This window comes from Paenibacillus sp. FSL W8-0426, assembly GCF_037969725.1.
GTDB lineage: Bacteria > Bacillota > Bacilli > Paenibacillales > Paenibacillaceae > Paenibacillus > Paenibacillus hubeiensis.
This window is the reverse complement of the sequence record NZ_CP150203.1, coordinates 5,947,411-5,964,029: the sequence shown is the minus strand read 5'-3', so window position 1 is coordinate 5,964,029 and position 16,619 is coordinate 5,947,411. Positions and strand designations below refer to the sequence as shown.

Below are 16,619 nucleotides of genomic sequence, written 5' to 3'. Positions count from 1 at the left end.
GGTCCATATCTAATTTTTATATGATTTTCTCTAAAATCAAGCTGGTATTTTGAAAACGCTCTATCAGGTATGATTAATCTATAAATTAGAGGAGGGGGAACGGAGATGGAAACGCTGACAAAACAATCCGCTTCCGCGAAAAAGAGCAGTGACCCCAAACCGCCCACAAATCGGCGGAATGCAATTTGGGAGAGTATCAAGCAACAAAAGTTTCTTTATCTCATGTCATTGCCATTCGTAGTTTGGGTTTTTGTATTCAACTATCTGCCACTATGGGGATGGACGATGGCTTTCCAAAATTATAAACCGGCCAGAAGTTTCTCGGAACAGCAGTGGGTTGGTTTCAAGCATTTTGCAGAGCTGTTCAGTGACGAACGATTCTATCTGGTACTTAGAAATACGCTGGCAATGAGTTTTATGGGACTGATTGTCGGTTTCGTTGTGCCGATTTTCCTTGCGATCTTGCTGAACGAACTTAAAGGCAAATTCTTTAAACGTACGGTGCAAACGGTATCATACTTGCCTCACTTTGTATCCTGGGTCGTTGTTGCAGGGATTATTACCAAAATGCTCTCGACGGACGGCGGTATTGTCAACGACATTTTGATGGGCCTGCATTTAATCGATCAACCCATCCAGTTCATGGCGAAAGGCAACCTGTTTTGGTACATTGTAACCGCTTCAGACATGTGGAAAGAAAGCGGCTGGAACGCGATCATTTACTTGGCGGCCATCACGGGGATCGACCAAGAGCTGTACGAAGCTTCCCGGGTTGACGGTGCAAACCGCTGGAGACAAATGTGGCACATTACGCTGCCTGGTATCCGGACAACCATTTCCGTATTGTTCATCATGTCCATCGGTCACTTGGTCAGCAACGGGTTCGAGAAACAGATGCTGCTGGGCAACAGCCTCGTCACCGACTATATGGAAGTCCTTGATCTATATGCGCTGAACTATGGTTTGAACTTGGGACGATTCTCATACGGTACGGCAATCGGGATATTCAACTCCGTCGTAAGTATCATTCTCTTGTTCACGGCGAACGGATTGTTCAAAAAATTCACGAAAGAAAGCATCATGTAGGGAGGGGGAGACCATATGGCGAACAAATCATTCAATGCAACTCGTGGCGATAAACTGTTCGATCTATTCAATGTTCTCGTGCTGGCCCTGGTGCTGATCGTAACGCTGTATCCGTTCCTGAACGTACTCGCGATCTCATTGAACGATTCGATGGACACGGTGCGTGGCGGAATTTACTTATGGCCTCGGGAATTTACGCTGGAAAACTATAAAACGATTTTTCAATATGACAGCTTGCTTCAAGGTTTGCAAATCTCTATTCTCCGTACGATTGTAGGTACATTGCTCGGTTTGATCAGTTCTTCGATGATTGCCTTTACGCTCAGCAGACCTGACTTCAAATTGAGAAAATTCGTTTCTACTACGCTGGCGATTACGATGTATTTCACTGGCGGTCTGATTCCGATATACATCCTGATGCGCGACCTGCACCTGATCGGCACGTTCTGGGTTTACGTATTGCCGGGCATGATCAGTGCGTTCAACGTCTTCGTTATCCGTTCCTTCATCGACGGCCTGCCGTACGCCTTGCAGGAATCCGCGAAGCTGGACGGTGCGAATGACTTCACGATCTACTACAAAATCATCCTGCCGCTCTGTAAGCCGGTACTGGCAACGATCGCATTGTTCCTGGCTGTAGGGCAATGGAACTCATGGCTCGATACGTACCTGTACAACGGTTCGAAAGCGCATCTCACTACGCTCCAGTACGAGCTGATGAAGGTACTGCAAAGTACCCAACAAGGCTCTGGTGCAGGGCGTAATGTCAACGACTTGGCACAGCAGATGGCACAGGTTTCTCCTGAGTCCATCAAAATGGCGATTACAATCGTCGTTACGGTTCCAATCCTGATTGTGTATCCGTTCCTGCAAAGATACTTTGTGGGCGGTATGACGCTGGGTGCTGTAAAATCATAAGACTTGGTCAACACAGATATAAGAAAGTCACAGAAAATACAGAGATAAAGATAACTGTAAAGAGAAACAGTATAATAAAAAAGCTCGGGATGCCCGAAATGCCAACCTCGGTTGGCGTTTCACCGTATAGGGCTGCGGCGACGGCATCCATGAAGCTATAGACAGGGACAAAAAAGTCCCGCACAAGATAGACATATGGATTAGGGAGGAATTACCATCATGGCGAATTTCAAAATGAAAGCCGCACTGGCTCCCGTGCTTGCGATGTCTTTACTCGCAGGCTGCGGTGGCGGAGCCGGTGACAGCAGCAATGGAGCATACGAGGACACAAGCGGGGATACGTCTCCAATTACGTTCAGTTTTTTCAGCGTTGACCCAAGTTCCAACTGGAACAGTATGAAAGACGAAGTAGGCCAGGTGATCACAGAGAAAACCGGGGTTACCCTTAACGGAGAATTCGCGGTAAGCGGCGGCCAGGACAAAATTTCTTTGATGGCAGCAAGCGGAGACTATCCCGACATTGTTTCACCGAAAGGTGAACTCAGCAAGCTTGTGGATGCCGGTGCAATGATAGATCTGACGGATCTGATCGATCAATATGCTCCTAATTTGAAAAAGCTGTATGGTGATTACATGGACCGGCTGAAATACAGCAACGAAGACCAGGCCATTTATGTGCTGCCGTCGTATTACGCGGTAGATCAGCAATATTTTGACGCAGGCGGCGGTTTCGGTATTCAACACCGTGTACTGAAAGAGCTCGGTTACCCTGAAGTGAAGACACTTGAGGATTTTGAGAATGTGTTGAAAGCTTACAAAGAAAAACATCCAACCATTGATGGTCAGCCAACCATCCCGCTGTCGCTGGATGCGGACGACTGGAGAATCATGATTACCGTAACGAATCCGGCTTTCTTGTCCACAGGCGCTCCGGATGATGGAGAATATTACATCAACCCGGAAACGTATGAAGCGATGCTTCATTACAAACGTCCGGAGGAAAGAGAATACTTCCGTTGGTTGAACAAAATGTACAATGAGGGATTGCTTGATCAAGACAGCTTTGTGCAAAAAACGGACCAGTACAAATCGAAAATCGCCAGCGGCCGCGTACTTGGCGTAATCGATCAGGATTGGGGCTATGCTGATGCCAAGAACGCGCTTAAGGCGGCAGGAAAGGATGAAGCAACATATTCCCACTTCCCTGTAACGCTGTCCAGCGACATCAAGGACCATTCTTTCCAAGATCCGGGCTTTGTATCTGGCTGGGGTGTAGGAATCACCACTTCGAATCCCGATCCGGTACGTACGATCAAGTTCTTTGATTATTTGGCGTCCGAGGAAGGCCAAGTATTGATAAACTGGGGAGTTGAAGGTAAACACTATGAAGTGAAGGACGGGAAACGCGTTATCCCTGCAGATGTATTGGACCAAAAAGTAAACAATGCAGCGGCTTTCCAGAAGGAAACAGGGATCGGTCTGTACACCAACATGACGGGTCACTACGGCGATGGCGTGAAGGATTCGACAGGCAACTACTATACAACGAACTTCCCTGAACAAATCGTAGCGTCTTATTCCGATGCCGAGAAAGAAACCCTCAAGGCTTACGGTGCAACAACCTGGAAGGATCTGTTCCCGAAAGAGGATGAGTTCCCGGTTAAAGCGTGGGGCGCAGCCTACAACTTGCCGACTCCTGGCGACTCGGATTATAACGTCATCTACCAGAAGACACAGGACATTATCCGCAAACGCATTCCGGAAGCGATCCTGAGTCCGGTCGACAAGTTTGACAGTGTGTATGATACGATGCTGGCTGATTTGGAGACAGCAGGAGCTACGAAAATGGAACAACAATATACAGAGCTTATTCAAAACCGCGTAAAACTGTGGAATGGCCAGTAAGATCTTTTCGTTTGAGCGGCAAGTCAAGTTTAAAAAAGAAAGGACCCATTGATTTGGGTCTTTTTTTTGTGCCTAAAACGTTTTCCCAAAACCGTTTTCATTTTTTGAAATTGGTTATTGACAAGGGGTTATGCAAGGTATTATTATTCAGGTATGAAAGCACTTACATTTCAGTTGAGCATGGATCCTTGTACCGATGTAAACGTCTTTTTGATGGCAACTTGTACTTGAATTGAGGCGAGGATGAATCGTCGAATTCATTCAAGAAAACGCTTTTAATTGCATTTAAGCAAAAAAGTGAAAGATTGTTCGCCAGTCCATGGTATCTACAGGCCAGCCTGTTATACACTATAAAGCTTCATTATATCCATAAGGGGGATTACACATGAAGGGGAAAACACCAAAAACGTTCGCAATGCTTCTTCTCGCAAGCGCGCTTGCCATTACGGCAGGATGCGGAAGCACAGGAGGAAGTACGGCCTCGGAAAAGCCTGGTGAAACGGATGATACGACAAGTCCGGTAACGTTTACGTTCTTCGGCGCAGATGCAAGTCCAAACTGGAACAAGATGCAGGATGCGGTAGGCAAGAAGATCACCGAAAAAACAGGCGTGACCATTGAAGCCGAGTATGACGTGAATAATGGCGGAGATCAGAAAATACCTTTGATGGCTGCCAGTGGTGATTACCCTGATATCATTTATCCTAAAGGAAACCTGTCCAAACTCGTTGATGCAGGCGCAATGATTGACCTGACCGATTTGATTGAGGAGCACGCTCCCAACCTGAAGAAAATTTACGGCGACCAAATGAACCGCTTGAAATACAGCAAGGAAGACCAGGCGATCTATACCATCCCGACCAACATGGGTGTAGACAATGTAGCGTTTGATGCCACGGGCGGATTCGAAATCCAGCAAAAAGTGCTGAAAGAGCTGGGCTACCCTGAAGTAAAAACGCTTGAGGATTACGAAAACGTATTAAGAGCTTATTATGAGAAACATCCAACGATCGATGGCCAACCGACGATTCCGCTGACATTGAATGCCGACGACTGGAAGATCATGATTACGGTTACAAACCCGGCTTTCCAAGCAACAGGCGGGCCGGATGACGGGGAATATTATATCAACCCGGAAACGTATGAAGCGATGCTTCACTACAAACGTCCGGAGGAAAAAGAATATTTCCGCTGGCTGAACAAAATGTATAATGAAGGACTGCTTGATAAAGATACCTTTGTACAGAAGGATGACCAGTATAAGGCCAAAATCGCCAGCGGGCGCGTTCTTGGTCTGATCGACCAGGAATGGAACTATGGAGAAGCTGAGAACGCTCTCAAATCAGCCGGTAAGGATGACAGCACGTATGCACACTTCTCGGTATCCTTGAATGACCAGATCGTGGATCATACCTTCCAGCCAACCGGCTTTGACGGTTACGGCATCGGAATCACGACTTCCGCCAAAGACCCGGTTCGCATTATCAAGTTCATGGATTGGCTTGCTTCGGATGAAGGGCAAGTGCTGAGAAACTGGGGGATTGAAGGCGAGCATTACAAAGTGGAAAACGGCAAACGCATCATTCCTGACGACATTCAGGACCGCAAAACGAATGACAACTCGGCGTTCACCAAAGAAACAGGGATCGGTATGTACAACATCTTCAGTGCAAGATATGGCGATGGCGTGAAGGATTCTACAGGCAACTATTACACCACGAACTTCCCTGAGCAAATCGTAGCGGGCTACACGCCGGCAGAGAAAGAAACATTGAAAGCGTATGGCATCACGACATGGAAGGAATTTTTCCCATCGGAAGATGAACTGCCTATGAAGGATTGGGGAGCAGCATACAACATGCCGGTTCCTTCCGATACGGATTATAATGTAGCTTTCCAAAAAACGCAGGATATCGTTCGCAAACGGATCCCGGAAGCCATTCTTGCCAAACCGGAAAACTTCGACAAAGTGTATGACGACATGCTGGCCGAGCTGGACAAAGCAGGCGCGGTGGAGATGGAAAAACAATACACCGGTTGGATCAAAGACCGCGTATCGCTGTGGACCGGCAAAGACGTTCAATAAAAGAAGGGACAGCGAAAATAAGCTGCTGAATTTCTTGAAAAAAGGGTTTCCGTTGGAAGCCCTTTTTTTCTATTGACCGATGGCGAAATATAGCATATAATCTACGTGTAAGCACTTTCAGTAAGCGTTTTAAAGTAAATTTCGAAAACGTTTTATCTTATGTGTAGTGCGAAGTTTCCTGTCCCGGATGGGTCGAGGCAGTTACACCTGTATCACGCATAATTTAAAGCGCATTCATTTGCTTTGAATCGTTGATCCAAATGCTTTGGTATTTTCAGGCTTGGCCTGTTATACAGATAAAACCTTCATAAATAGGGGGAACTAGACAATGAAAGGCAAAATGAAAGGTAATACACCCAAGACTTTTGCAATGCTGCTGCTTGCAAGTGCGTTGCTCGTTACTGCTGGTTGCGGAAATTCGGGAAGCAAGGAATCCGCTTCATCCGGTGAATCATCCGGAACAGAGCCGATCACGATTTCGTTCTTTGGCGCCGATCCGAATCCGGTCTGGAACAAAATGCAGGATGCCGTAGGCAAGAAGATTACCGAAAAAACGGGCGTTACCATTGAAGCCGAATTCGACGTCAACAATGGCGGCGAGCAAAAAATTTCCCTGATGGCAGCGAGCGGCGACTACCCGGACATTATTTTCCCGAAAGGAAACTTGTCCAAGCTCGTTGATGCCGGTGCAATGCTTGACCTGACGGATCTGATCGAGGAGCATGCTCCCAACCTGAAGAAAATCTATGGTGATCAGATGAACCGTCTGAAATACAGCAAGGAAGATCCAGCGATTTATACGATCCCAACCAACATGGGTGTAGATAATGTGACGTTTGACGCAACAGGTGGATTCGAGATTCAGCAGAAAGTGCTGAAGGAGCTCGGATATCCTGAAGTGAAAACGCTTGAAGATTTCGAAAACGTGCTGAAAGCATATAAAGAAAAACATCCGACGATCGACGGACAGCCGACGATTCCGCTGACGCTGAACGCCGACGACTGGAAAATCATGATCACCGTAACGAACCCGGCTTTCCAAGCTACGGGAGCACCGGATGACGGCGAGTACTACATCAATCCGGAAACGTACGAAGCGATGCTTCACTACAAACGTCCGGAAGAGAAAGAATATTTCCGTTGGTTGAACAAAATGTACAATGAAGGACTGCTTGATAAAGACACCTTCGTGCAAAAAGACGACCAATACAAATCCAAAATCGCCAGCGGCCGCGTACTTGGTCTGATCGACCAAGAGTGGAACTATCAAGAGGCTGAGAACGCGCTGAAAGCTGCGGGTAAAGACGACAGCACTTATGCTCACTTCTCCGTATCCCTGAACGACCAGATCGTCGACCATTCGTTCCAGCCAACCGGTTTTGACGGTTACGGTATCGGGATTACAACTTCCGCCGAAGATCCGGTTCGCATCATCAAGTTCATGGACTGGCTTGCTTCGGATGAAGGACAAGTGCTCAGAAACTGGGGTATCGAAGGCGAGCACTATAAAGTGGAAGATGGGAAACGCGTCATTCCTGACGAAATCCAGGACCGCAAAACGAATGACAACTCTGCCTTCTCCAAAGAAACAGGAATCGGCATGTACAACATTTTCAGCGCAAGATACGGCGATGGCGTGAAAGACTCTACGGGTAACTATTACACTACGAACTTCCCTGAGCAGATCGTGGCAGGTTACACGCCGGCAGAGAAAGAAACATTGAAAGCTTACGGCATTACGACATGGAAAGAATTCTTCCCTGCGGAAGAAGACCTTCCATTGAAAGAATGGGGAGCAGCATACAACATGCCGGTTCCTTCTGATACAGACTATAACGTCACTTTCCAAAAAACACAGGACATCGTACGCAAACGGATTCCAGAAGCTGTTCTGACAACGCCGGAGAACTTCGACAAAGTGTATGACGATTTCCTTGCCGAGCTGGACAAAGCAGGCGCGGTAGAGATGGAAAAACAATATACGACTTGGGTCAAAGACCGCGTGTCGTTGTGGACGGGCAAAGACGTACAATAATACGTTCAGCCATATACGTAAAGATACATGATGAATCGGAGAGGGGTTCCAGCAATGGAGCCTCTTTTTTCGTTATTATATATTTTGCTTCGGTTGTGATGCTTTCCATTGACGCTTTTTTCGAAATCCAATATAATTTTCAGGTGTAAGCACTTTCAGGTGATCGGTATCAGAGACGGTAGGATGAAAGCAAAAAAAGACTTATGGAAAAGTGAGTTTTATATTTTTTTGGATATTACGAAAACGTTTTATATTTAGAACGATACTCAATGAACAGGAGTCAGAATATGGGCCAAACGAATGGAACAACAGGCATGAATCGCTTGTGGTATCGTCAACCGGCGGCAAAATGGGAAGAAGCGCTGCCGATCGGGAACGGTCGCCTTGGCGGCATGGTTTACGGCGGTGCGGCGGAAGAACGCATCCAATTAAATGAAGATACGCTGTGGTCTGGATTCCCGCGTGATACGGTGAACTACAGCAGCCAGAGATATTTGAAACGCACGCGTGAATTGATCGCGGCCGGACAGTACAGCGAAGCCGAAGATTTGCTGAATCGCGAAATGTTGGGGCACGACGTGGAAGCCTATCAACCCATGGGCCATTTATTGCTCCGGCAGAATGGATTGGAACGTGCTGAACTTGAGCATTTCGAACGCGAGCTCGACCTGAAAACGGGAATTGCCGCAACCCGCTATCAATATGAAGGAATTCGCTATACACGCGAAATATATGCAAGTGCGCCTGATGATGTCATCGTACTGTCCCTGTCCGCGGATCGTGCAGGGGCCGTCAACGTCAGTCTGACGTTGGACAGCCCGCATCCCTATACCGTGCAGGCCAGCGGTGACAGCGTCGTGATGTACAGCCGATGTCCGAGCCATGTAGAGTCGAACTATTTCCGCGATCATCCGGAATCGGTCGTTTATGAAGAAGATCGCGGAATAGCATATGCCGCCAAACTGTCTGTCCAAGCGTTGGGCGAAAAAGCCGTGATCTCCGCTGACGAAGGCACATTGCTCATTCAGGGCGCTGACCGAGTGCTGTTGTGCTTGACTGCGGCAACAGCATTTGCCGGCTATGATGTGATGCCGGTTAAGGAAGCCGCAGAACTGGAACAAACATGCGATGCCATCCTGCGACAGGCTCTCCAAACCGGGTTGGAGCAGCTTCGTGAGCGGCACGTGTCAGACCATGGCTCGTTGTTCGCACGTATGTCGATTGACCTTGGCTCGTCCGCCAATGCGGAGCTGCCAACCGACGAACGTTTGGCAGCGTATCAAGGGGGCGCCGCCGATCCGGGGCTGGAGGCTTTGTATTTCCAGTACGGAAGATACCTGCTCATGGGCAGTTCCCGTCCTGGCACGCAGTCTGCCAACCTGCAAGGCATATGGAACCATCAGGTGGAGCCACCATGGTTCAGCGATTATACGACCAATATCAATGTCGAAATGAACTATTGGCCAGCAGAGGTGTGCAACCTGAGCGAATGCCATGACCCCTTGTTTGCCATGCTCGAGGATCTTAGCCATACCGGGCGCAGAGCTGCGCGTATCCTTTACGGTGCACGAGGTTGGACGACGCATCATAACGTGGACATCTGGCGGCAATCGACGCCAACCGGAGGGGATGCCAGCTGGGCATTCTGGCCGATGGGCGGCGTATGGATGACGGCGCATCTTTGGGAGCGCTACAGCTTTACGAGGGATGAGGCGTTTCTGGCGGAGAAAGCTTATCCCATCATGAAGGAGGCCGCTTTGTTCTGCCTGGATTGGCTGGTGGAAGGTCCGGACGGATATTTGGTGACGTCGCCGTCCACGTCGCCTGAAAACAAGTTTGTGGCAGAGGACGGAACGGCCCGCAGCGTATCGATGGCGTCCACGATGGACATGACGCTGATTCGCGAGTTGTTCGATCGCTGCATCGAGGCAGCGGGCGTGCTTGGCGTGGATGACGAGCTGGTGACGGAGCTTCGTGAGGCCCGCAGCAAGCTGTATCCGTTCCTGATCGGCAAAGAAGGCCAGCTGCAGGAATGGTTCAAGGATTTCCCTGAGTCCGAACCGGGACATCGCCATGTATCCCATCTGTATGGCTTGTACCCCGGAGACCAGATCAATCGGCTCAGTACGCCCGAACTGGTGGAAGCGGCCCGCGTTACGCTGGAGCGACGCATCTCCCAAGGGGGCGGGCATACGGGCTGGAGCTGCGCTTGGCTGATCAATCTGCATGCACGTTTGCTGGATGCCGACAATTCATATCGGTTCGTGCGCACGCTGCTGTCCAGATCGACGCATCCGAACCTGTTCGACGATCATCCGCCGTTTCAGATTGACGGCAACTTCGGCGGCACGGCCGGTATTGCGGAGATGCTGCTGCAGAGTCACTTGGGCGAGCTGCATCTGTTGCCTTCGCTCCCGGAAGCCTGGAAAGAAGGCAGCGTCAGCGGCCTGCGTGCGAGAGGCAGCTTTACCGTGGACATGAAATGGGCCGATGGCCGTTTGGTTGTGGCCAACATCCAGGCTGATCGCAGCGGTACGTTGACGATCCGCTGCGCAGTACCTCTTTTGGCGGAAGGTCAGCAGGAAGTACAAGCGGAGCAATCGCCGCAAGGAGATTATGTATTGAATATAATGGTGGGCGCGGGACAAACGATCCGCGTGTCAGCCGAAGACAGGGAGAGAGTACAATGACCATTTTTCAATTTCCGAAAGACTTTCGCTGGGGGACGGCTACGGCTTCGTACCAAGTAGAGGGCGCAGCACAAGAGGGAGGACGCGGTGTATCCATCTGGGATACGTTTGCGCGTACACCGGGTAAAGTATTCAACGGGGATAACGGGGATATCGCATGCGACGGTTACCATCGTTATGAAGAAGACATCGAACTGATGAAGAAACTGGGCATCAATACGTATCGGTTCTCCATCGCTTGGCCGCGCATCATTCCGGACGGGGATGGAGAGATCAACCGTGAAGGGCTGGATTTCTACCATCGGTTCGTCGATAAATTGCTTGAAGCGGGAATCGAACCGTTCTGCACCCTCTATCACTGGGATTTGCCGCAAGTTCTCGAAGACATCGGCGGTTGGGGCAACCGCAGAACGGTAGATGCTTTCGTGAAATATGCGGAAGTCATCTTCAAAGAGTTCTCCGGCAAAATCAACTTCTGGCTGACGTTCAACGAGCCATGGTGCATCGCGTTCCTGTCCAATCTGCTGGGCGTGCACGCACCGGGCAACAAAGACCTGCAAACGTCGCTGAACGTTGCCCACGGCCTGCTCGTTGCGCACGGCAAAGCCGTCCAATCGTTCCGTCGTCTCGGCACGACAGGCAAAATCGGGATCGCTCCGAACGTATGCTGGGCCGAGCCTTACAGCAAAACGCCGGAAGACCAGGCTGCCTGCGATCGCTCTATCGCGCTGAACACGGACTGGTTCCTTGACCCGATCTATAAAGGCTCCTACCCGCAATTCATGGTTGATTGGTTCGAGCAAGCCGGGGCGACGGTACCGATCCAGGATGGGGACATGGAGATCATTTCGCAGCCGATTGACCTGCTGGGCATTAATTATTACACCATGGGCATCAATCGGTATAACCCTGAAGCAGGCGTGCTGCAATCGGAAGAACTCAACATGGGTCTGACGCGTACCGATATTGGCTGGCCGATCGAATCGCGCGGCTTGTACGAGTTCATGCACTATTTGCAAAAATACGGAAACGTGGAAGTGTATATCACCGAGAACGGTGCATGCATCAACGATCAGCCCGAGAATGGCATCGTCAACGACGAGCGCCGCATCTCGTATTATGAGCAGCATTTGGCCCAGATTCACCGGATCATCAGCGACGGGATCAACCTCAAAGGGTACATGGCGTGGTCGCTTATGGACAATTTTGAGTGGGCAGAAGGGTATCGCATGCGTTTCGGGCTCATCCATGTGGATTACCGCACATTGAAACGCACGCCCAAAGAGAGCTACTACTGGTACCAGAACGTAATCAAAAACAATTGGCTGGAAATCCGTTAATGCTGGAATTGCGTTAATGGATGTTATACAGCACATGTCTCGCCATGAGGCAGGATCCGGTTCGTCCGCGGTTCTGCCTTTTTTGGCATGCTTGCTCAGCGCTTTTCCATAATTGGACAAGGACCAGGGAACGTAAGTTGTTATGAAGAGATGGTTTTTGGGTTATAAATATTTCAGGGGCTATCTTATTTGTCAATAGTTCGACAAGAAATAAAGTGTCCAAAAAACGAAAATAATTTGAACATTTTATGACTAAAACTCATATTGATGTGGTATATTGATGAAAAGGAAGCACTTACAAAAATGGAAAAGGAAGTGTTTACTATGGCATCGAAGACAGCAATGGTAAGCCAGTTGGAGCGCAAAGACAGAAACATGCGGCGCGCAGTGTTGACGATGACCGTTTTGGCCTGGGTGGCATTGATTGCGGGAGTAGTCATGTGCCTGATCAACTTGAACGAATTTAACGACCGCAACCTTGGCTTGATGGTAGGGATCGGTTTTCTTGTAGGCAGTGTGTTCATTTACGTTATTGCCAAATCGATTGGTTTGGTTCACTCACGAAAAGAAGATGAAGGTGCCGATTGATTATAATTCTTCAATGATTTGAACATAATAAGGCTGGATGAGTCTCCGGAATCCCAGCCCAAATAGCCCTTTGCGGATCCGTTGAATGATTCAACGGGACTGCAAAGGGTTTTATTTTTGTATGGGCTCGTCCTGACCAAGAATGACTCACCCGTGGCGTATTTTTAACTTCGGATGTGAAGTCTTACTGTAAGGAAATATCAAGCATGCAAGCGATTTGTGAGAAAAAATTCACACATTTGGGGTGTAAAATCGACAAATTTGTTAACAAGAACAAAAAACCTGCTCATTTCTGATATCTTTAGAAGGAAGAGAGTAGTATACTAATTTTTTAGTATTAGCGAATTTAAGGAGAGGGGATCAAGATGAACAAGAAACCTAGGTTGCTTACCCGGGTCATCATTCCGATTGTCCTGACGTTGGTTACAATTGCACTGATCGTTTGGCCAATGCTGGCAGGCGGACAGTACGTTGTTCTGGATCCGAAGGGACCTATCGGTGCATCTCAGCGGGATCTGATCGTGATTTCGACCATTCTTTGTGCGATCGTTATCGTTCCTGTACTGATTATGTCTGCTGTAATCGTATGGCGTTACCGCGAGAGACCGGACAACAAAAACGCTTATGAGCCGAACTGGGCTCATAGCACGAAAGCCGAGGTCATTTGGTGGACCATTCCAATCGTTATCATTGGTTTGCTTGCCATCGTAACCGTTCGTTACACGTATGATCTTGAGCCTTCCAAGCCGCTGGCTTCGGAAAAAGCGCCCGTTACGATTCAGGTATCTTCCTTGGATTGGAAATGGTTGTTCATGTATCCGGAGCAGGGGATTGCTACGGTGAACACCGTGAATATTCCGACAGATCGACCTGTGAAATTCGAACTCACTGCGGATTCACCGATGAACTCGTTCTGGATTCCGCAATTGGGCGGACAGATTTACACGATGTCGGGCATGGCGATGACCCTGTATTTGCAGGCCGACCATGAAGGGAAGTACTGGGGCTCCGGCGCCAACTTCACCGGCGAACATTTTGGCAAGATGCGTTTTGACGTCAATGCGACTTCAGACGAAGATTTTGACAAATGGGTAAATGAAGTGAAGCAGCAATCCCAGCCGCTCACTCAAGAAGGATACAATGCTCTGGCAACACCGGGAACAAGCAATGTGGCTTACTATTCCTCCTTCCCAGAAGGATTGTTCCAGGACATCGTAACCAAATATGTCGTCGAAGGCTCTGGCGCCCACAATCATGGAAGTTCGGACGAAGCTGCAGGCGCCGGCGATAATACGACTAAAATGAACCACGAAAGCATGAATACGTCCCTTACACCGGGCAAAAGTGCTAACTAATGATTCGAAAGGAGGCCCCCAATGTTAGACAGAATTAAGGAGTTTGCATCCGAGTTCTTCGTAACCGGCGACCCGCTGATCTATGGTGCGGACGTAGCGATCGGTATTACGACGATCTCGATTGTTGCGGTGCTGACTTATTTCAAAAAATGGGGCTGGCTCTGGCGTAACTGGTTAACAACTGTCGATCATAAAAAGATCGGTATCATGTATATCCTTGCTTCGATCATCATGTTGTTCCGCGGTGGCGTGGACGCATTGATGATGCGCCTTCAGCTGGCTATGCCAAACATGGATTTCTTGCATCCCGAGCACTATAACCAAGTCTTTACAACACATGGTACGATCATGATCCTCTTCATGGCGATGCCATTTATGTTTGGTTTGTTTAACGTCATCGTTCCGCTCCAGATCGGGGCAAGGGACGTTGCATTTCCGTTCCTGAACGCACTCAGCTTCTGGTTGTTCTTCCTGGGAGCAATGCTGTTCAACCTGTCCTTCGTTATCGGCGGTTCGCCGGACGCAGGATGGCTAAGTTATCCGCCTCTATCGGAGCTTTCACATAGTCCGGGGGTAGGACAGAACTTCTATATATGGGGTATACAGATATCCGGTATCGGTTCCCTGGCGACCGGTATCAACTTCTTGGTTACCATCATCAAAATGCGTGCGCCAGGCATGACTTGGATGAAAATGCCGATGTTTACATGGTCGGTATTCTCCACATGTATCATCATCCTGTTTGCTTTCCCGATCCTGACCGTGACCCTTGCGCTGCTCTTCCTGGACCGCTTCGGCGGGGCGCACTTCTTCACGCTTGATCTGGGCGGCAACCCGATGATGTACATCAACTTGATCTGGATGTGGGGTCACCCTGAGGTATACATCGTGGTCCTGCCGGCATTCGGTGTATTCTCCGAGGTCGTAAGCACCTTTGCGAAGAAAAAACTGTTTGGATACAAATCCATGGTATTCGCCATGTTGATTATCGCGTTCCTGTCCTTCTTTACGTGGGCGCATCACTTCTTCACGATGGGTTCGGGCGCCGATGTCAACGCGTTCTTCGCAGTGACAACAATGCTTATTGCGATCCCAACGGGGGTCAAGATCTTCAACTGGCTCTTCACGCTGTACAAAGGAAGAATCAAGATGGCTACCCCGATGTTGTGGACCATCGCATTTATTCCGTGCTTTATCGTCGGCGGTATGACTGGGGTTCTCTTGTCCGTTGCTCCTGCTGACTTCCAGTTCCATAACAGTTACTTCTTGATTGCCCACTTCCACCAAGTGTTGATCGGTGGTGTAGTATTCGGATACTTCGCAGGTCTGTACTACTGGTGGCCAAAAATGTTCGGTTTCAAACTCGAAGAGAAACTGGGCAAATGGGCATTCTGGTTCTGGAACATTGGTTTCTATATCTGCTTCATGCCGCAGTACGCTGTCGGTCTGATGGGGATGACACGTCGTCTGAGCACGTATGGCTGGGACACTGGCTGGTGGGAACTGAACTTCGTATCCACCATCGGAGCGTTCCTGATGGGTATCGGCTTCCTGTTCCAGGTTGCTCAAATCGCAGACGGCATTCGCAAATACAAATCGCTCAAAGCTTCCGGCGATCCATGGGATGGCCGTACGCTCGAATGGTCGATTCCATCGCCAGCGCCTGAATATAACTTTGCGGTAACTCCGCAAGTGAATGATCTGGACGAATGGTGGGAAGAGAAGCAACGCCGCGGCAAAGGCATCAATCCGCCAGCGCCTAAGCTTGAGCCGATTCATATGCCTAAAAACTCTGCCATTCCTTTCATCAAATCCGTATTCTGGTTCATCGCCGGTTTCGGTTTTGTATTCGGATGGTTGTGGATGGCGATCCTTGGACTCGCAGGCGTCGGAATCTGCATGATTGCCCGTTCATTCTCCTACGATACGGACTATTACATTCCGGTCGATGAAATTAAGCGTACCGAAGAGGCGTCGTTAAGGGGGTCGGTATAATGGCTCAAGCAGCCGCTAAGAAAGGTCATGACCATGCACATGGTCATGATCACGGTCACCATGACCCGCAAGAATTGAAAGTACTCGGTTTCTGGTTCTTCCTGATTTCCGACGTAATCCTGTTCTCCGTATTGTTCGCAACGTTCATCGTTTTGCGCCACAATACGGCAGGCGGTCCTACGCTGGAAGAATTGATCAAAATGCCAGGGGTTATCGCCGAAACGTTTATCTTGTTAACAAGTTCATTTACCAGCGGTTTGGCCGTTCTGGCCATGAACCAAGGCAAAGTGAAACAGTTGATCAGCTGGTTGGTCGTTACGGCTCTTCTCGGCGCAGGGTTTATCGCGCTTGAGGTTACCGAGTTTATCGAAATGATCCACGAAGGTTTCAACTACACGACTAGCGCAGCTTCCGGCGCGTTCTTTACCCTTGTGGGTACGCACGGACTTCACGTTTCGCTTGGTCTGATCTGGATGATCGGTTTGATGTTCCAGCTGAAGAAACGCGGCATTACCGACGTTACGCGCGGTAAAGTCAACGTGATCAGCTTGTACTGGCACTTTTTGGACGTCGTATGGATTTTCCTCCTGTCGGTCGTCTACCTGATGGGGGTGATGTAAG

General features: G+C 49.1%; 11 protein-coding genes. All 11 read left to right on the top strand.

The window, feature by feature from the left end; translation table 11 throughout:
* The first annotated feature begins 105 nt into the window (after positions 1 to 105).
* On the top strand, positions 106 to 1,086 hold the full coding sequence (locus MKY59_RS27035; protein WP_339274695.1) for a sugar ABC transporter permease: 981 nt from the start codon (positions 106 to 108) through the stop codon (positions 1,084 to 1,086).
* A gap of 15 nt (positions 1,087 to 1,101) precedes the next feature.
* Positions 1,102 to 2,004: a carbohydrate ABC transporter permease gene (locus MKY59_RS27030; RefSeq protein ID WP_236420504.1), complete on the top strand. Its 903-nt coding sequence runs from the start codon at positions 1,102 to 1,104 to the stop codon at positions 2,002 to 2,004.
* A gap of 219 nt (positions 2,005 to 2,223) precedes the next feature.
* A complete protein-coding gene (locus MKY59_RS27025; RefSeq protein ID WP_236420505.1) occupies positions 2,224 to 3,909 on the top strand; it encodes an ABC transporter substrate-binding protein in 1,686 nt (561 codons plus the stop codon).
* A gap of 385 nt (positions 3,910 to 4,294) precedes the next feature.
* A complete protein-coding gene (locus MKY59_RS27020; RefSeq protein WP_236420506.1) occupies positions 4,295 to 5,995 on the top strand; it encodes an ABC transporter substrate-binding protein in 1,701 nt (566 codons plus the stop codon).
* A 340-nt stretch (positions 5,996 to 6,335) separates the two neighbouring features.
* Entirely contained in the window at positions 6,336 to 8,030 is a 1,695-nt protein-coding gene (locus MKY59_RS27015) for an ABC transporter substrate-binding protein (protein ID WP_236420586.1), read from the top strand.
* Positions 8,031 to 8,317: 287 nt separating this feature from the next.
* The gene (locus MKY59_RS27010; RefSeq protein WP_339274693.1) at positions 8,318 to 10,720 is read left to right on the top strand and encodes a glycoside hydrolase family 95 protein; all 2,403 of its coding nucleotides are present in this window, start codon (positions 8,318 to 8,320) and stop codon (positions 10,718 to 10,720) included.
* Positions 10,717 to 12,060, top strand: coding sequence for a GH1 family beta-glucosidase (locus MKY59_RS27005; protein ID WP_236420508.1), 1,344 nt, complete (start codon positions 10,717 to 10,719; stop codon positions 12,058 to 12,060). The genes MKY59_RS27010 and MKY59_RS27005 overlap by 4 nt, the downstream gene beginning before the upstream one ends.
* Before the next feature lie 324 nt (positions 12,061 to 12,384).
* Positions 12,385 to 12,648 carry a hypothetical protein gene (locus MKY59_RS27000; RefSeq protein ID WP_339274692.1) on the top strand — a complete coding sequence of 88 codons (264 nt, stop codon included), beginning with the start codon at positions 12,385 to 12,387 and terminating at the stop codon, positions 12,646 to 12,648.
* 365 nt (positions 12,649 to 13,013) lie between these two features.
* Positions 13,014 to 14,003 carry a ubiquinol oxidase subunit II gene (gene cyoA / locus MKY59_RS26995; RefSeq protein ID WP_236420510.1) on the top strand — a complete coding sequence of 330 codons (990 nt, stop codon included), beginning with the start codon at positions 13,014 to 13,016 and terminating at the stop codon, positions 14,001 to 14,003.
* A gap of 21 nt (positions 14,004 to 14,024) precedes the next feature.
* Positions 14,025 to 15,998, top strand: coding sequence for a cbb3-type cytochrome c oxidase subunit I (locus MKY59_RS26990; RefSeq protein ID WP_339274691.1), 1,974 nt, complete (start codon positions 14,025 to 14,027; stop codon positions 15,996 to 15,998).
* Positions 15,998 to 16,618 carry a cytochrome o ubiquinol oxidase subunit III gene (cyoC, locus tag MKY59_RS26985; protein ID WP_236420512.1) on the top strand — a complete coding sequence of 207 codons (621 nt, stop codon included), beginning with the start codon at positions 15,998 to 16,000 and terminating at the stop codon, positions 16,616 to 16,618. The genes MKY59_RS26990 and cyoC overlap by 1 nt, the downstream gene beginning before the upstream one ends.
* The last annotated feature ends 1 nt before the right edge of the window (position 16,619 follow it).